At 72.1% G+C, this 15,833-nt stretch carries 15 protein-coding genes and 1 pseudogene; 5 read left to right on the top strand and 11 right to left on the bottom strand.

Features of this window, described 5'->3' with window-relative positions; genetic code table 11:
• The first annotated feature begins 465 nt into the window (after positions 1-465).
• Positions 466-1,500: a glycoside hydrolase family 5 protein gene (locus tag ACFRAC_RS32995; RefSeq protein ID WP_382937403.1), complete on the top strand. Its 1,035-nt coding sequence runs from the start codon at positions 466-468 to the stop codon at positions 1,498-1,500.
• 239 nt (positions 1,501-1,739) lie between these two features.
• On the opposite strand, the pseudogene ACFRAC_RS32990 reads toward ACFRAC_RS32995, so the two are convergent.
• A pseudogene (locus ACFRAC_RS32990) lies at positions 1,740-1,823 on the bottom strand (class F sortase); the annotation flags it as partial.
• Positions 1,824-2,529: 706 nt separating this feature from the next.
• Between ACFRAC_RS32990 and ACFRAC_RS32985 the strand changes: the two are divergent.
• Positions 2,530-3,528: a sporulation protein gene (locus ACFRAC_RS32985; RefSeq protein WP_382937401.1), complete on the top strand. Its 999-nt coding sequence runs from the start codon at positions 2,530-2,532 to the stop codon at positions 3,526-3,528.
• 80 nt (positions 3,529-3,608) lie between these two features.
• On the top strand, positions 3,609-4,064 hold the full coding sequence (locus ACFRAC_RS32980; protein WP_361345508.1) for a tellurite resistance TerB family protein: 456 nt from the start codon (positions 3,609-3,611) through the stop codon (positions 4,062-4,064).
• A 66-nt stretch (positions 4,065-4,130) separates the two neighbouring features.
• On the opposite strand, the gene ACFRAC_RS32975 is transcribed toward ACFRAC_RS32980, so the two are convergent.
• From ACFRAC_RS32975 to ACFRAC_RS32965, 3 genes are all read right to left on the bottom strand, one after another.
• Positions 4,131-5,498 (bottom strand): LCP family protein, encoded by a 1,368-nt coding sequence (locus ACFRAC_RS32975; RefSeq protein ID WP_382937397.1) that lies wholly within the window; start codon positions 5,496-5,498, stop codon positions 4,131-4,133.
• A gap of 178 nt (positions 5,499-5,676) precedes the next feature.
• Positions 5,677-6,609 (bottom strand): M56 family metallopeptidase, encoded by a 933-nt coding sequence (locus ACFRAC_RS32970; protein ID WP_382937394.1) that lies wholly within the window; start codon positions 6,607-6,609, stop codon positions 5,677-5,679.
• A gap of 6 nt (positions 6,610-6,615) precedes the next feature.
• Entirely contained in the window at positions 6,616-7,023 is a 408-nt protein-coding gene (locus tag ACFRAC_RS32965) for a BlaI/MecI/CopY family transcriptional regulator (protein WP_382937391.1), read from the bottom strand.
• A gap of 167 nt (positions 7,024-7,190) precedes the next feature.
• Here ACFRAC_RS32965 and ACFRAC_RS32960 point away from each other — a divergent pair, with 167 nt between their 5' ends.
• A complete protein-coding gene (locus ACFRAC_RS32960; RefSeq protein ID WP_382937386.1) occupies positions 7,191-7,403 on the top strand; it encodes a twin-arginine translocase TatA/TatE family subunit in 213 nt (70 codons plus the stop codon).
• Between the two features lie 33 nt (positions 7,404-7,436).
• On the opposite strand, the gene ACFRAC_RS32955 is transcribed toward ACFRAC_RS32960, so the two are convergent.
• The 4 genes from ACFRAC_RS32955 to ACFRAC_RS32940 all read right to left on the bottom strand — a co-directional run bounded on the left by ACFRAC_RS32955 (position 7,437) and on the right by ACFRAC_RS32940 (position 10,514).
• Positions 7,437-7,859 (bottom strand): hypothetical protein, encoded by a 423-nt coding sequence (locus ACFRAC_RS32955; protein WP_382937382.1) that lies wholly within the window; start codon positions 7,857-7,859, stop codon positions 7,437-7,439.
• Between the two features lie 62 nt (positions 7,860-7,921).
• Positions 7,922-8,392 carry an SHOCT domain-containing protein gene (locus ACFRAC_RS32950; RefSeq protein WP_382937380.1) on the bottom strand — a complete coding sequence of 157 codons (471 nt, stop codon included), beginning with the start codon at positions 8,390-8,392 and terminating at the stop codon, positions 7,922-7,924.
• Between the two features lie 79 nt (positions 8,393-8,471).
• Positions 8,472-9,833 (bottom strand): hypothetical protein, encoded by a 1,362-nt coding sequence (locus tag ACFRAC_RS32945; RefSeq protein WP_382937377.1) that lies wholly within the window; start codon positions 9,831-9,833, stop codon positions 8,472-8,474.
• A gap of 18 nt (positions 9,834-9,851) precedes the next feature.
• On the bottom strand, positions 9,852-10,514 hold the full coding sequence (locus ACFRAC_RS32940; protein WP_382937375.1) for an HdeD family acid-resistance protein: 663 nt from the start codon (positions 10,512-10,514) through the stop codon (positions 9,852-9,854).
• A 239-nt stretch (positions 10,515-10,753) separates the two neighbouring features.
• On the opposite strand from ACFRAC_RS32940, the gene ACFRAC_RS32935 reads away from it, so the two are divergent.
• Positions 10,754-12,163, top strand: coding sequence for a DUF2252 domain-containing protein (locus tag ACFRAC_RS32935; protein ID WP_382937373.1), 1,410 nt, complete (start codon positions 10,754-10,756; stop codon positions 12,161-12,163).
• 32 nt (positions 12,164-12,195) lie between these two features.
• Here the strand turns inward: ACFRAC_RS32935 and ACFRAC_RS32930 are convergent, their stop codons facing one another.
• The 3 genes from ACFRAC_RS32930 to ACFRAC_RS32920 all read right to left on the bottom strand — a co-directional run bounded on the left by ACFRAC_RS32930 (position 12,196) and on the right by ACFRAC_RS32920 (position 15,690).
• On the bottom strand, positions 12,196-12,393 hold the full coding sequence (locus ACFRAC_RS32930; RefSeq protein WP_382937371.1) for a hypothetical protein: 198 nt from the start codon (positions 12,391-12,393) through the stop codon (positions 12,196-12,198).
• Between the two features lie 103 nt (positions 12,394-12,496).
• On the bottom strand, positions 12,497-13,027 hold the full coding sequence (locus tag ACFRAC_RS32925) for a hypothetical protein (protein WP_382937368.1): 531 nt from the start codon (positions 13,025-13,027) through the stop codon (positions 12,497-12,499).
• Positions 13,024-15,690, bottom strand: coding sequence for a LuxR C-terminal-related transcriptional regulator (locus ACFRAC_RS32920; protein WP_382937365.1), 2,667 nt, complete (start codon positions 15,688-15,690; stop codon positions 13,024-13,026). Before ACFRAC_RS32920 ends, ACFRAC_RS32925 begins: the two co-directional genes overlap by 4 nt.
• Positions 15,691-15,833 lie beyond the last annotated feature (143 nt).

The raw sequence follows: 15,833 nt of genomic DNA, 5'->3' as shown, positions 1-15,833 counted from the left end.
CACCACTCCTCCCGGCCTGACTCAACGAGCCAAGCCCCTGGAGGGGGTCAACTTTCAAGCGTCGCCGCTGGTCCACTTTTCAGCCGTCGCCGACAGCAGACGATGGGCCATGTCATTCTGTGGGCCCGTGGCGGGACGGATGACCTCGCGAACCTGGCGCCTGGTGCGGACGGCGGGTCTGTGGCGCAGGCTGAGGGTCACGAAAAGGCTGCCGCAGCGAGAACGCCAGTGGAGCGGGCACCACGCTTCGCCGGGGCGGTTGAGCTCGCGGAGAGGCATCCTGACGCATGCGGCGGCTCACCAGACTCCCCTGCGACGACGTAAGGTCGGGGCTTCGCCATGCCGCCTCCATGAGGGTGAACATCCGGCCACTCCCGCGAAGCTCTTTGATATTGCGTAATTCTTCATGCATAACGTAATATGCTTCGCTTTTTTCTGTCCAAGACTGTCGGACTGGTCCTTGTCATGGCCGTCGAGCTCAGCCTCCTCGCCGTGAACTTGGCGGGGGACCAGGTCTCCGGAATCGTTGTCGATGCCAAGATTCCGCCCGCGGCCAGGGAGAAGATGGAGGCCGAGGTAAAGCGGAAGACTCCGGTCGAGAAGGGCGGCAGGCTCCACGTCTGCGGCACTCGTCTGTGCAACGGGGCCGGGACACCGGTCCAACTGCGCGGCATGAGCACGAGTGGCACTCAATGGTTTTCTAATTGCCTGGTCGGTGGCATGTTGGATGCGCTCGCCGAGGACTGGGGTGCGAGCGTCCTGCGCATTGCCACGTATGCGGACAAGGATGGCTACACGGGAAATCCAAAGAAGTTCACAGATCTGGCGAACCGATTGATCGACATGGCGAGTGCCCGCGGTATGTACGTCATTGTCGACTGGCACTGGGTCGACCCAGGCGACCCGAACCATGGCCTCCGCGACGCAATGGCCTTCTTCAAGGAAATCTCCGCACGGAATCGGCACCGCCCCAACGTGATCTACGAGATCCTGAACGAGGCATTTCAAGCGAGCTGGCGGGAGATCAAGAGCTATGCGGAGAAGGTCATCCCCGTGATTCGCGCCCGGGACCCCGACAGTGTGATCCTTATCGGCACCCGCGGCTGGTCCACGCTAGGCGCATCCGAGTACGCCAACGAAAAGGAGGTTGTCGCCCACCCGGTACGCGCCTCCAACATCATGTACACGTACCACTTCTACGCAGCGGCGCACCGGGAACCTTTCCTGAAGACCCTTGACCGCGCCTCCTCCAAGCTCCCTATTTTCGTCTCGGAATGGGGCACACAGTCGTGGGACGGCTCTGGCAACGACTTCGCCATGTCGCAGAGGTATGTCGACCTGATGGCCAGGAAGAAGATCAGCTGGACGAACTGGAGTATCAGTGACGGCGATGGTGGCGGCGAAATCTTCCGGAAAGGCACCTGCAGGAGCGGCCGCTTCGCCGGCACCAGTGTGCTCAAGCCCAACGGTGTCTGGATCCGGCAGCGGATCAGAGGCTGACGGTGAAGCCGCCCCCGGCAGCAGTACTGCCGGGGGCGGCTCGGTTCTCTTGGCTGCAGGGACGTACCGGATGAGGGCTGAGCGCCCCGCGCGAAGTGCAGTGCCCCAATGGGCGGGTGGTGGTCTGGTCTCGCAGTTCCCCGCGCCTCTGCGGGGCACCGTCGTGCACTCGGTTCAGCGCGATGTGCTTCAGTCGGCCATCGGCGCCTGGCGGGAACCCTCTTGGCCGGGCCGACGTGGACCACGACGTTCCCCTGGTAGCCAGTTGCCTTGGTGCAGCCCCCGCCGCAGGTGATGACGCGCACTTCCGGCTGACGACTGGCTTACGTGCAGCTGACGACGTCTGAAGCGGCGTGCGATAGCTGCGGGGCCGAAGTTGGAGAACCTTGCCGATACCGCGGAGGAAAGGGCGTTGCTTTCCGCCAGAGCCATGCACCGCGACAGCCTGCTGTCAGGCATCGGTTTGACGCTCTGCCAGAAAAGACAACTCGTCATCCGGGGGTCTCCGTCGCGGTTCGCCCGCCGGCCGTCAAGCACGCCGAGGGTTGGCAGATGCAGCAAACCCAGGCAGCCGTGCCATACCTCCTTGGGGAAAGCCTGGAGATGGTCTTGCGATAAGCGGCCCTGTGGTACCACCGGAGACCGACACATCCCGACGCTCTGGCCTGCATCTTTGGTATGAGTCCCAGGTCGGCGATCTTCCAGGTCCCAATTCGGGACGAAGAGGTCGCGGGTTCATATCCCGCCACCCCGACACAGGGCAGAGGCTCATTCGCCTGATCGCGGATGGGTCTCTGAGTGTTTGTACGGGAGCGCATTGCCAGACCTCTGTGGCCTTTGCGTGCCGGTGCGTCCCCTGTGCGCGGTGCCACCGGTGCGGGTTCGAGGCGGAACATCGCCCGCACCCTGATCACACGGGCCCGGCCGGTTTCGACCCGTGCCACCGGCGCCCCGGGCACGCCCGGCCTATCCTTCTACGCGCTTGTAGAAGCACAACGCAGGTACGGACGTGAAGGAGTGGACGCCACGATGGTGTTCAAGCGACTGCTCGGCTCGCTCGGTGTCGGGGGTCCCACGGTGGATACGGTGCTCGACCCGCGCCCGGCCCTCCCCGGTGGCACGCTCGACGGTCAGGTCCGCCTCAGGGGCGGCACCGCCGACTTCGACATCGAGCACATCACCCTGGAGCTGGTCGCCCGTGTCGAGGCCGAGCACGCGGACGGGGAGAGCGAGGGTGTCGTCACCTTCGAGCGGTTCACCGTGGGCGGGGGGTTCCGGCTGGCGGCGGGCGAGGAGCGGTCGGTGCCGTTCGGTGTGGTGCTGCCCTGGGAGACGCCGATCACCGAGCTGTACGGCCAGCCCCTCGGAGTCGTCCTGGGCGTGCGCACCGAGCTGTCGGTCGCCGGCGCGAGGGACAAGGGCGATCTGGACCCCCTGAACGTCGGGCCCCTGCCCGTGCAGGAGGCCGTTCTGGAGGCCTTCGGGCAGCTCGGGTCCGGCTTCCGGTCGGCCGATCTGGAGTACGGGCACATCGGCGGCACCGGGCAGCAACTGCCCTTCTACCAGGAGATCGAGCTCACCCCGCCGCCGCAGTACGCGCACCAGGTCGACGAGATCGAGGTGACGTTCCTCGCCGGGCCGGCCGGGGTCGAGGTGGTCCTGGAGGCCGACAGGCGCGGAGGGCTGTTCTCCGACGGTCATGACGCGCTCACCCACGTCACCGTCGGGCACCACGACGTCCGGGACTGGAACGCGGAAGTCGAGGGGTGGGTACGGCGGTTGGCCGAGCACCGGGCGTCGTACGGGGACGGGCACGGGCACGACGCGTACCACGGGCATCACGCCCCGCGGCCGCACGGGCACCACTCCGGGCCGGGGGTGGGGACCGCCGTCGCCGCCGGGGCGGCCGGGCTCGCGGTCGGGGTGGCCGGTGGTCTGGTCGCCGCCGAAGTCGTCGACGAGGTGGGGGACTTCTTCGAGGGCGAGGACGAGGAGGGGGAAGGCGAGGAGGGGGAAGGCGAGGACTAGCGGGCCGAGCCCGGCGGGGCACCTGATAGTTTCTACAGCACTGTAGAAGTAGCTGTGGAACGAGCGACTGAGGAGTCCGCATGGCCCTGTGGGACCGCATCAAGGAGTCCGCATCGACGATGCAGACCCAGCTGGTGGCGAAGAAGAACGACCTCAAGAGCGGCGCCTTCCGCGACGCGAGCATGGCCATGTGCGCGCTCGTCGCCGCGGCCGACGGCACCGTCGACCCGTCCGAGCGGCAGCGGGTCGCCCAGCTCATCGCCGGCAACGAGGTGCTGCAGAACTTCCCCGCCGACGATCTGCGCCGCCGCTTCGAGGAGAACCTGAACCGCCTCACCACCGACTTCGACTTCGGCAAGGTGAGCGTGATGCAGGAGATCGCCAAGGCGAAGAAGAAGCCCGCCGAGGCGCGTGCCGTCATCCAGATCGGCATCGTCATCGGCGGCGCCGACGGGCACTTCGACAAGGACGAGCAGGGCGTGGTCCGGGAGGCGTGCTACGCCCTCGGTCTGCCGCCGCACGAGTTCGACCTCTGACCGGCCGGACCGCGGATGCGCCGGGCCGGCCCGTGACAGCACGGGTCGCCCGGCACGGACGCGCCGTCAGCGGATGCGGGCCAGATCCAGATCGTCGCCCACGACCAGCGTGATCACGCCCGCCCCCGCGTTCCCGTCCGCCGCGCGCGGCGCCGGCGCGCCCGGTAGGTGCGCGGCCAGCGCCCTCGCCTGCTGATCCTGGCCCGCCGGGTAGGTGATCTCGGAGGGAGCGGACGGCTCGGGCGCGTTGCCCGTGCCGGTGACCGTCAGGCCGGCCTCGCGCAGCTTGCCGGCCACCGTGCCGGCCAGGCCCGGGGTCGAGGTGCCGTTGAGGACCTGGATCCGTACCGAGGAGGCGTACAGCGGGACCTTCGTCTGCGCCTTCAGACGGTCGCCGTCGACCTCCTTGTCCTTCGCCAGGGCGCTGAACAGGTCGGTGGCGTGCGGGTACTGCCAGGCGACGTTGGCCTTGTCGGTGGGGACGTCGGCCTCGCGCGGGTAGTTGGGGACCGTGACGAAGGTGAGCCGGTCGCTCGGGATGCCCTTGAGCTCCGACGCGAGCGAGTACAGGGGCTTGATTCCGGCCAGATCGGGGTCGGTGGTCAGGGACTTGGTGGCGGACTTCAGGAAGCCGTAGAGGGACGTGGGGCTCGTCAGCCGGTCCCGCGCCTTCTCGACGAGGGCGTTCATGAACTCCTGCTGGCGTCCGATGCGCCCGATGTCGGAGCCGTTGCCGACGCCGTAGCGGACGCGGACGTAGCCGAGGGCCTTCTCGCCGGCGACGGTCTGGCAGCCGGCCTTCATGTCCAGGCGGGCCTTCTCGGAGTGGATGGCCTCCTCGGGGCAGACCTCGATGCCGTCGAGGGCGTCCACCATGCCCTTGAAGCCCTGGAAGTCGACGGACATGAAGTGGTCGATGCGCAGCCCCGTGCGCGCCTCGACGGTCTTGATGGAGCAGGCGGCGGCCCCGGAGACCTCGCCGCTGGAACCGCCGATCGCGAACGCCTCGTTGATCTTGGCGTGGTGGGGGCTGGAGCTGCTGCCGTTCCCGCGGTCGCAGGCCGGTATCTCCACCCAGGAGTCACGGGGGAACGACACGACCGTGGCCCACTTCCGGCTCGCCGGCACATGGAGCACCATCAGCGTGTCGGACTGCATGGTGGTCAGGTCCTTGCCGTACCCGGCGTTCGCGCCGTCGCGGCTGTCGGAGCCGACGACCAGGATGTTCTTGGAGCCCGGGCTGAGATTCTCCGGGCGGTCGCCGCCGATCTTGTCGTCCACGTCGGCCGAGCCGATGCTGCCGTCGAGGTCCTGGTAGACCCAGGCTCCGACGCCGGCCACCCCGAGGACGACCGTCGAGGTGACGCCGACGGTCCAGGCCGCTATCCGGCCTCTCCGCGTCAGCCGGGTCCTGCGCGCACCGGACGACGCCATGCGCCGCCTCCCCGTTCCGCTCACCGGTTCCCTCCCCCATGGGTCCGTCGACCCTACATGGACACGGACATACGACGACCGGAGCGGCCGTGGGTCCCCCCTGTCACAGACGTCGATCCGCGTCCCTTCCGTTGCCCGGCGGCCGCAACCAGGTCACTTTCCCCGGCAGCGCGGGGAGTCAGAGCGGGGTCGCCGCGTGCAGGATCAGGACCATGGTCACCGCGGCGTTCGCGGAGGACATCGCGGACACGGCCGTCCCGGCGGCCGCGCACCACGCGGCGAGGCCCACCGCGGTGAACAACGACGGCCAGCGGCGCACGACGGGTTCCGGGCCGAGCAGGGCGGCGACCCGGCGGGGCACCGGCCCGGGTGCCGCGAAGCCGGCCAGGGTGGGTGCGGGGGTGCCCCGGGACACCAGGGCGGCCTTGCCGATCGCGCGCGCCACGGTCCGGCGGCTGCCGATGCGCCGCGCGGCCTCCTCGTCCGCCCAGCGCTCCGCGGTGTACGCGACCGCCGTGCGCAGGGGGCGCAGGAACGGGTTGGCCCGGGCTGCCAGTTGGACGGCGAGCAGGAACCGGTGGTGCCCGGCGGTCAGATGGGCCCGCTCGTGCGCGAACAGCGCCCGGCGTTCAGCGGGCCGCAGTTGCTCCAGCAGGCCCGTGGTCACCACCACGCGGTCCCGCCTGCCGCCGGGCAGGGCATACGCGTACGGCGTCTCGTCGGGGAGGACGGCCACGCCGGTCCCGGGCAGCCCGGCCAGGGCGCGGTGGGCCCGGCGGCGTACCCGGGCGTGCCGCCACAGCGTCCGGGCGCAGGCCGCGACCACCGCGCACAGCGCCGGGATCGCGGCCTTGCCGACGACCTCGTCGTAGGGCACGGCGGCCCGCACCTCGGGGTCGGACCAGCCGTCGGGCAGCGGGTTGCCGGGCAGTTGGGCGGTGCCCACGACCATCACCAGGGCCAGGCAGACGGTGCTGCACGCCGCCATCACCGCGGCGACCGCGGTGACCAGCCGGGTCGCGGTGCGGGGGTGCAGATGCTGCTCGGCCAGGCGGGCGATCGGCCAGGCCGTGAGCGGCAGGACGAGCGGCAGAAAGACGAAGACCCCCATGAGGCGTCAGTCTTCCCCTTCGCTGTGCGTGCGACCCGTGTGCCCGGCCCGGCCGAGCAGGTCGCGCAGCAGCCGCTCGTCGTCGGGGCCGAGACCGGTGACGAAGCTCGCGAGGACCGCCTCCCGGTCGCTCTCGGCGTCGAGGACGCGGCGCATCCGGTGCGCGGCGAGACCGGCCTGGTCGGAGGCCGGGGTCCAGGCGAAGGAGCGGCCCGAGCGCTCCCGGGTCACGGCGCCCTTGGCCAGCAGCCGGGTCAGGATGGTGATGACGGTCGTGTAGGCGAGGTCGCCGCCGAGGCGTTCCTGCACCCAGCCGGCCGTCGCCGGGCCGTCCGCCTCGCCCAGCGCCGACAGGACCAGTGCCTCCAGCTCGCCCTGGCCCCGGCGCCGGGAGCCTTGTCGTCGTTCCGCCATGCCCTGTTCCCCTCCCGACGGCCCGCGCGTCACGTCGGTTCTCTACAACGGTCCGCCGTAAGGAAAGCAGAGACGGTCTCCCGCCGCTATCTACACTGCTGTAGATTTCAGCCGGTACGGCCCGCCGTCGCGGCCGGCCGCCCGGGTCACCAGGAGGAGCGGACCTCATGTTCGGACTGAGCGAGATCGCGATCATCCTCATCGTCGTCATAGCCGTCCTCTGCGCGAAGAAGCTGCCGGAGCTGGCCCGTTCGGCGGGCAAGTCGGCGCGCATCCTGAAGGCCGAGACCAAGGCGATGAAGGACGGGGACGAGCAGCCGGCGCCGCGGGTGATCCAGGGCGAGGCGGTCACGCCGCGCACGGACGAGCCGAGGGCGTGAGAAGGGCCCCGGCCCGCCGCCGGGGCCGGGGGTTCAGTATTCGCGCATGTCGTCCCGCCGGCCGACGCACAGGGCCCAGATCACGAATCCGGAGATCGCGATGGTCACCACGGACCACACCGGGTAGTACGGCAGCGACAGGAAGTTGGCGATCATGATCAGCGCGGCGATGGCCACGCCCCCGACCCTGGCCCACATCGGCGCCCGGAACAGGCCGACGCCGATGATCACGGCGATCGCTCCGAGGATGACGTGGAGCCAGCCCCAGCCGGTGAGGTCCCACTCGAACACGTAGTTGTTGGTGACGAGGAAGACATCGTCCTGGGCGATCCCCATGATCCCGCGGAAGATCGCGATGAGACCGGAGATCGTGAGCATGACCGCGGCGAAGGTTGTCAGGCCGGCGGTCCACGCGTACTTGGTCGTCTGGTCCTGACGCGAGTGTGAGGTGGCCATGTGTGCCTCGATTCCTTGTTCCCCGGGGTCCCTCATGGGCCCCGTGTGCTCGTCCCGGGCGGTCAGACCCGGGAGCCCGACGAGGGCGGGGTGGAGGTGCCGGTCGACGGTCCGGCGCCGCTGAGGACGAGTTCCTTGGCCCGGCGGAACTCGTCGTCGCTGATGTCACCGCGGTTGCGCATGTCGGAGAGCTTGGCCAGCTCGTCCGCGCTGCTGCGGCCGCCGGACTCACAGGCCCGCTCACGCACGTAGTCGTCGAACGCACGCTGCCGCGCCTGGGCGTGGGCGATCTCGCGGCTCCCCATCTCCTTGCCGCGGGCGATGAGGTAGACGAAGACCCCGAGGAACGGCAGCACGATCACGAAGATCAGCCAGCCGGTCTTGGCCCAGCCGCTCAGCGAGTCGTCCCGGAAGATGTCACCGATGATCTGGAACAGCAGGACGAACCACATGATCCACACGAAGAACCACAGGAGCGTCCAGAACATGCTGAGCAGCGGATAGTCGTAGGCGAGGTAGGTGTGGCCGGTCATCGCTCTCCTCCGTCGCTGCGTGCGGGCCCGTCCAGCGGTCCCGCTGCCATCAGCCTGCGCATGTTCACGTCGAACGGCCTCACCCGGGGCGGGTGAAGTCCCCCGTCGCCGGGCCGTCCGCCGCCCGCGGGGCCGCGGTCGCCGCCACCACGGCCACCAGGGCGAGGACGACCACCACCAGCCCGGCGACCAGGGCCACCACCCCCACCGTGGGCCGGTTCCACAGCAGCAGGGTCAGCGCCCCGGCGCCGATGACGATGCCGGTGGCCCAGGACCGGTGGGTGTCCAACCGGCGCCCGGCCGCTCCGGTGCGCACCCCCGCGTCGCGCAGCGCGTGTCCGACGGCGCCGGTGCCGCGCGCCGACTGCCCGCGCACCCAGAGGGCGACCCGGCTCGGGCCGAACAGATAGGCGGCGAGGGCCGTGATCACGGCGACGACCAGCAGGGTGCGGGTGGTGTCGCGCAGGAAGCGCACGAAGGTGTCGTAGATGACGGCGGCGGCGTCGGCGGGCAGGACCGAGGCGGGCACGGAGTCCAGGTAGATCCGGCGGGCGACGGCCAGCCCGACGAGGAGCACGATCATCATGACGGCGATGCCGGAGGCCGTGATCAGCAGCATCATGCGGTGTGCCGGCGCGGTCCACACGGTCAGTGCGGCCAGCACGACCGTGATCACCGGCAGCCAGACGCCCATGACGTCGAGCAGCCGCATCGCGCCCTGTGCCTCGTTCAGCTTGTCGGTCTGGAACAGGGTGATCTGCGCGTCCGGCGCGGGGATCGCGGACGCCTTGTCGAAGCCCTGGGCGACCAGGCGCTGCTTGACCTCGTCGATCAGGGCGCTCAGGTCCAGCTTGACGCTGTCGCCCTCGGCGCGCACCGCCCCGTTGTCGTCGCCGGTCAGCATGCCGACGACCGCCGCGTGGGCCCGGCGGTTGGCGTCCACCCACACCTCCTGGAAGGTGTCGCTGGTGACCACGCGCTTGATGATGCCGTGCACGGCGTCGGACACGGCGGCCTTCAACGGCCCGGAAAGCGCCTGGGTCCGCTCCACGACGGCGGGCGGCGCCCCGGCGTCGGCGAGCGTCCTGGCCAGCTCCTTCGTCACCGCGTCGACGTCGACGTCGGCGACGACCCGGGCCGTCAGGCGGTCGGTGACGACGTTTTGCACGGCCGGTTCGGAGGCCAGCGGCGCGACGGTGTCGACGTACCGGTCGGTGTCGGAGACCGTGTCGGCCGTCCAGGCGGCGACCACGGCCGGCACCGAAAGCAGCAGGGTGATCAGCAGCAGCAGCGACGAACCGGCGTAGCGCGCCCCGCGGTGCCGTTGCGTGGACGCCTGGCGCAGCCGCTCATAGGCGGCGGCCTCCTCCGCGGAGAGCGTCCGTGGGCCGAGTGTGCGGTGGCCGGGGCCGGAGGGCTCGGGGTTCGCCTCCGGGGGCATGGGCGCCTCCTCGGTCGCTCAGGCGGCCGCCGGTGGGCCGGGGGGCGGCGGCTCGGGCAGCGCCCGGCGCAGGGCGGCCCGCCAGGCGAAGGCGACCCCCAGCTCGGCCAGACCGAGCAGGACGAGCCACAGGCCGAGCAGCCGGGTCAGGACGACGGCCGACTCGCCGGGCAGTGCCAGGACGACGACGCCCGCGACGATGCCGAGCCCGGCGGCGCCGAGGACGACCCCGCGGTGCGGGACGCCCTTCAGCGCGAGGGCGGTCCAGGCGGTCAGCATGCCGGTGACGACCCAGACGGCGCCGACGATCAGGGAGAGCGCGGCGACGGTCTGCAGCGGGTGGCGCAGGCACAGCACCCCGGCCAGGACGAAGAGCACGGCCGCGAGCAGCTCCAGGTACCGGTCGCCGTGGGCCCGCTCGAGCGAGGCGACGAACCGGAAGGCCCCGGTCACCAGCAGGTACAGCCCGATGATCACCGCGAGGACGTACAGGGTGGCGTCCGGCCAGGCCAGCGCCACGGCGCCGGGCACGAGGGTGGCCACGGCCGAGGCCAGCAGCCATTTCCAGGAGCCGCCGAGGGCCGCCAGCAGACGTTCGGTCTGCTGGTCGGGGGAGGGGACCGTCCCGCCGGCCAGAGGATCGGATCCGGTGTGCGGCGCCGGGCCACGCGACATGGTCATGGCTCCTCCTCGCGTGGTACGGCCGTCGTCACCGGTCCGCCGACGGGACGGTGTGCGGGCACCCCCACCGCATCAGCGTGCCCCGCCCGGCCACTCGCCGGGTCACCCCTGGCGGGTGATCCGCGCGGGGCGCTCCGGGGGTGGGGTGGACGCTGGGAGGGTCTGCCGGTGCGCCCGCGGGCCAGGCGGCCGCGCACCGCGACCGCCGACACCGGCCGCACGGACGTGGAGGGCGAGCCATGACGATCCCGAGCGCGTTCACCTCCTCCCTGTCACCGGCCGAGCGGACCGCCCACGGCAGGAACGCCCGCAAGCGCGCCCCGCGCTCGGGCCAGGCACGCTACGACGCGGACGGCCGCACCGACCCGATCGAGGTGATCGAGAATCAGTCGGCCACCCGGGTACCGGAGTTGGTGCCGATCCGCTACGCCCGGATGCTGGAGTCGCCGTTCCGTTTCTACCGGGGCGCCGCGGCCATCATGGCGATGGACCTCGGACGGCACCCGCACAGCGGCCTCACCGCCCAGCTGTGCGGGGACGCCCATCTGCTCAACTTCCGCCTGCTGGCCTCGCCCGAGCGCCATCTCGTCTTCGACATCAACGACTTCGACGAGACCCTGGCCGGCCCGTTCGAGTGGGACGTCAAGCGGCTCGCGGCCAGCTTCGTGATCGCCGCCCGGGCGAACGGGTTCGACGAGCGCGAGCAGGGCGAGGCCGTCCGCGCGTGCGTGCGCGGCTACCGGACGCGGATGCGGGAGTTCTCCGGCATGCGGACCCTGGACATCTGGTACGCGCAGGACGACGTCGACCGGATGCGCGCGCTGCTGGCGTCCGCGATGAGCAGGAAGACCCGGCGCCGCACCACCGAGGCGACCGCGAAGGCCCGCACCCGCACCCATATGCAGGCGTTCGAGAAGCTGACCCGGCGCACCGCCGTGGGCCGGGTGATCGCACCGGACCCGCCGCTGATCACCCCGCTGCGGGACCTGCCGGGCGACGCGTCCACGGACCGGCGGGAGAAGGAGCTCCAGGCCGTGATCGGGGGCTACGCGAAGACCCTGTCGTCGGAGCGCCGCCATCTGCTGCGCCGCTACCGGATGGTGGACGTCGCCCGCAAGGTCGTCGGCGTGGGCAGCGTCGGCACCCGCTGCTGGATCGTCCTGATGCTCGGCCGCGACGACGACGATCCGCTGCTGCTCCAGGCCAAGGAGGCCCAGGAGTCCGTGCTGGCCGCGCACACCGGCGGGGAACGCTTCGACAACCAGGGCCGCCGGGTGGTCACGGGCCAGCGGCTGATCCAGACGACCAGCGACATCTTCCTGGGCTGGACCCATGTCGTCAGCGGCCTCGACGGACGCGGCCGGGACTTCTACGTACGCCAGCTGCGGGACTGGAAGGGCATCGCCCGGCCGGAGCTCTGGGACCCGGCGACGCTGTACCTGTTCGGTCAGGTGTGCGGCGGCAGCCTGGCCCGGGCGCACGCCCGCTCCGGCGACCCGGTGGCCATCGCGGCCTACCTGGGGTCCGGCGACCGCTTCGACCACGCCCTGACGGAGTTCGCGCGGGCCTACGCCGACCAGAACGAACGGGACCACGAGGCGCTGGGCACGGCGGTGGCGGCGGGCCGGGTCGAGGCCCGGGACATCTGACACGGCCGTACGGAGCGACGGGGCGGCGGCGCTCACTCGGGCAGTTGCCGCATCTCCACCACGCGCAGGCCCAGCGACTGGCAGCGGGCCAGGAGGCCGTACAGGTGCGCGTCGTCGACGATCGGTCCGAACAGCACGGTCTGCCCGGACATCACCACGTGGTCCAGTTCCGGGAAGAGGCCGGCCAGCGTATCCGACATGTGCCCCTCGACGCGGATCTCGTAGCGCATGTGCTGCTCTCCCGCCGACAGCCGATGGCAGTGCTGTCATCGTCGCGCGCGGCCGCGGCCCCCACCTCACCCGGCGCAGGTGAGCCGGGCGGCGGAGGGCGGCTCAGTGCGACACGACGATCTTGACCAGGACGATGAGGAGGCCGAGGAGCAGGTTGACGGCGGCGCCGAGGGCGATCAGCCGCCGGGTCGCGCCGGCCCGCGCCGCCGCCGCCACGGACCAGCCCACCTGCCCCGCGACGGCGACCGCGAGGGCCAGCCACGCGGTGCCGGCGAGGTCCAGGCCGAACAGGGGGCTGACCGCCACGGCCACGGCCGGCGGGACGGCCGCCTTGACGATCGGCCACTCCTCGCGGCACACCTGCCAGACGGTCCCGCCGCTCCACGGACGGTCGGCGAGCCGCGCGCCGAACAGCTGGGCGTGCACGTGCGCGGCCCAGAAGACCAGTCCGGTCAGGAGCAGCAGCACCACGAGTTCGGTGCGGTGGTAGGTGCCCAGGGCGCCGGCGCCGATCACCACCGACGCGGCCAGCATGGAGCCGTAGACGCCGCCGGTGTAGTCGGCGTGCGCCCGCAGCCGCGCCCGGCGCTCCCGCACGGCCGACGGCTGCCCGTCGGCACCCCGGACCGTCACAGCAGGTCCAGTTCGCGCGCCCGCCGGACGGCGTCGTTGCGGCGGTTGACGGCGAGCTTGCGGTAGACGCTCTTCAGATGCGTCTTGACCGTGTTCACGGACACGTACAGGTCGGCGGCGATGTCCTCGGTGGACATCATCTGGGCGAGCCGCAGCAGCACGTCCCGTTCCCGCCCGCTCAGCGGCTCCACCGGGAACGGCAGCGCTCCCCGGGCGGGTCCCACCGCCGGCCCGGCGGCCAGGTAGGGCTCGATCCAGGGGCCGGCCTCCCGGAAGGGCCGCCGCAGCCGCTCGTGCCGGGCCTCCGCGACCGCCTGCGCGACCAGGCGGCGGGCGGTCGCGGTGTCCCCGGCCGTGTGCGCGGCCTGCGCCCGCAGCAGCGTGGCGCGCACGAGCACCGCGGGACCCGCGCCCCCGACGCTCCCGGTCGGGTCGAGCAACCCGAGTGCCCCGTCCGGGTCGCCCGCCGCGAGCCGGGCCCGGGCGGCGGCGACGGCGAGGACCGGGTGATCGCCGCCGAGCTGGTCCAGCACCTTCGTCGCCAGGTCGGGCCGCCCCTCCGCGAGGTGGGCGGACGAGGCGACCAGCGCGGTGTGCAGCCGCTGCCAGGGGGAGCGGACGGTGGCGGGCACGACGGGTTCGGCGGCCTCCAGCGCGGCGCGCGCCCTGCCGCGGGCCAGCAGCAGCCGGGCCGTCGCGAGCGAGCGGCCCGCCGCCGTGACCGGGTCGTGCACCACCGGTCCGGGCGTCCGGTCGAGCAGGGCCCGCGCCTCGGTCAGGTCGTCGTGTTCGACGGCCACGGCGGCCAGGACCACGTGCCCGAGTCCGGTGCCGGCGCCTTCGGCCAGGCCGTACCGGTCGGTCTCGGCGAGGGCGGCGGACGCCTTGCGCTCCGCCGTGGCCGGCCGGCCGTCGAGGTGGTCGATGAGCGCCAGCAGTTCCAGGGCGTCCGCCCGGGGCAGCGCCGTGGCCGCCCCGGTGGTGGTGCCGGCGACGGTGGTGAGCGCCGCCCGCGCCTCGTCGAGGTCGCCCGCCCACAGCCGGGCCGAGCCGAGGTGGGTCAGCAGCAGCGCGGACAGTTCCGGGTGCTTGTCCAGCAGGTCGGCGGGGAGCTCGTGCTGGACCTCGCGCGCCGCGCGCACCGCGTCCTCCGCGCGCTGCGGGGAGCCCGTGACCCGGGCCGCCAGCGCCTCCAGCAGGGCGCAGCCCAGCCGGCCCGCGGCACTGCCGGGCCCGGCGGCGGCCAGCCGCTCGCGGACGGGCCCGAGGCGGGCCAGGGCGTGGTCGAGGTCGCCGCGGGAGAGGTCGCGTGCCACCCGGACCAGCTCGGCGGCGGGGCTGGAGGCAGCCGTGTCCATGCCGGAGAACAGGTCGACGAGGTGGCCGGTGCGCAGTCCGGTGAAGAGCTGCCCGATCGCCAGGTCGTCGACGAGGGCCCCGGCGGTGAAGTCCCACTCCCCGGCCGCGGCGCCGTGCGTCAGCATCTCCGGCAGGTAGCCGGAGCGGCCCAGCCAGTGCGCGGCCCGCAGGTGCAGCCGGGGCTCCAGCTCGGCGGAGCGTTCGCGCAGGTGCGCTCGCAGGATCTCCCGGAACAGCGGGTGCAGGCGGTACCAGCCGTGCCCGAGGTCCTCGACGAAGGCGTTCTCCCGGTGCAGTCCGGCGAGGATCGCCTCGGCGTCGCCGCGGCCGGTCAGCTCGTTGGCGAGGTCGGCGCAGAAGCGCTCCAGGACGCTGACCCGCAGCAGGAGGTCCTGGGTGGCGGGCGGCTGCCGTTTGAGGACCTCCGCGAGCAGGAAGTCGGCGACCGTGCTGTGCCCGGCCTCGAACTCCTTGAGGTACGCCTCCGGGTCGGGGTGCTGCTGGGCTGCCAGGGCGCACAGCCGCAGGCCGGCGGCCCAGCCCCCGGTGCGTTCGACGAGGGCGGCCGCGGCCTGCACGGACAGGCGCAGTCCGTGCCGCCGCAGCAGCGCGACCGTCTCCTCGGGGGTGAAGGCCAGCTCGGCGTTGCGGATCTCGGTGATGGCGCCGGCCGCGCGGTAGCGGTGCAGCGGCAGCAGCGGCTCGTTGCGGGTGACGACGACCAGGTGCAGGCCGGGCCCGGCGTGGTGCAGGACGAATTCCAGCTGCTCGGCGATCTCGGGGGTGCCGATCCGGTCGTACTCGTCGAGCACCACGACGAGTTCGTCGCCGTCGGCGCCGAGCCGGGCGGCGAGCCGGGTGAGCAGCGTGTGGTGCACACGGCCGGCGTCGGCGGGCGTGCCGACGCCGTGGGCGACCGGCACCCCGTGGGTGCGCAGCGCCTGCAGCAGATGGGCCCAGAACATCCCCGGGCCGCGCAGCGACGGGTCGAGGGTCAGCCAGACCACCGGGCGCTCCAGGCCGGCCGCCCAGTCGGCGACCAGCAGGGTCTTGCCGGCTCCGGCGGCCCCGTTGACCATGGTCAGCGGGGTGCCGAGGGCCTGGTCGAGGTGGTGGACCAGGCGGGCGCGGCGCAGGAACGTGGCCGGGCGGGCGGGCAGCGCGAAGCGGGTCCGCAGGAACGGGTCACCCAGGGGGTCCGCGTGGGGGGCGCCCGGTCCGGGGGCTGTGTCATCACTCTCTGCCACCTCGTTCACCGCCTTGCAGCGCGAGACCGGCCTGTCGGCCCCCTCCCCCACCACCATCACAGCTTTCGGGGGTTCACGCGCGTCAGGGCCCGGACACCGGTGACCGCGTCGTCCGGCACCGGTCCCTCCCCTCGTGGGGACCGGTGCCGGACGGCGGCGCGCGGGCCGGTCCTCGGCGTGCCTCCGGGCTCCGTGGACCG

It is taken from the genome of Streptomyces sp. NPDC056628 (assembly GCF_042792555.1).
GTDB lineage: Bacteria > Actinomycetota > Actinomycetes > Streptomycetales > Streptomycetaceae > Streptomyces.
This window is presented reverse-complemented; position numbering and strand designations above follow the sequence as displayed.

Coding starts and splice junctions, on each gene's coding strand:
- ACFRAC_RS32930 (WP_382937371.1), bottom strand. CDS start 12,393: ATGCGCTACGAGATCCGCGTCGAGGGGCACATGTCGGATACGCTGGCC.
- ACFRAC_RS32995 (WP_382937403.1), top strand. CDS start 466: ATGGCCGTCGAGCTCAGCCTCCTCGCCGTGAACTTGGCGGGGGACCAG.
- ACFRAC_RS32960 (WP_382937386.1), top strand. CDS start 7,191: ATGTTCGGACTGAGCGAGATCGCGATCATCCTCATCGTCGTCATAGCC.
- ACFRAC_RS32945 (WP_382937377.1), bottom strand. CDS start 9,833: ATGCCCCCGGAGGCGAACCCCGAGCCCTCCGGCCCCGGCCACCGCACA.
- ACFRAC_RS32970 (WP_382937394.1), bottom strand. CDS start 6,609: ATGGGGGTCTTCGTCTTTCTGCCGCTCGTCCTGCCGCTCACGGCCTGG.
- ACFRAC_RS32975 (WP_382937397.1), bottom strand. CDS start 5,498: ATGGCGTCGTCCGGTGCGCGCAGGACCCGGCTGACGCGGAGAGGCCGG.
- ACFRAC_RS32940 (WP_382937375.1), bottom strand. CDS start 10,514: ATGACCATGTCGCGTGGCCCGGCGCCGCACACCGGATCCGATCCTCTG.
- ACFRAC_RS32965 (WP_382937391.1), bottom strand. CDS start 7,023: ATGGCGGAACGACGACAAGGCTCCCGGCGCCGGGGCCAGGGCGAGCTG.
- ACFRAC_RS32985 (WP_382937401.1), top strand. CDS start 2,530: ATGGTGTTCAAGCGACTGCTCGGCTCGCTCGGTGTCGGGGGTCCCACG.
- ACFRAC_RS32950 (WP_382937380.1), bottom strand. CDS start 8,392: ATGACCGGCCACACCTACCTCGCCTACGACTATCCGCTGCTCAGCATG.
- ACFRAC_RS32920 (WP_382937365.1), bottom strand. CDS start 15,690: ATGGTGGTGGGGGAGGGGGCCGACAGGCCGGTCTCGCGCTGCAAGGCG.
- ACFRAC_RS32935 (WP_382937373.1), top strand. CDS start 10,754: ATGACGATCCCGAGCGCGTTCACCTCCTCCCTGTCACCGGCCGAGCGG.
- ACFRAC_RS32980 (WP_361345508.1), top strand. CDS start 3,609: ATGGCCCTGTGGGACCGCATCAAGGAGTCCGCATCGACGATGCAGACC.
- ACFRAC_RS32955 (WP_382937382.1), bottom strand. CDS start 7,859: ATGGCCACCTCACACTCGCGTCAGGACCAGACGACCAAGTACGCGTGG.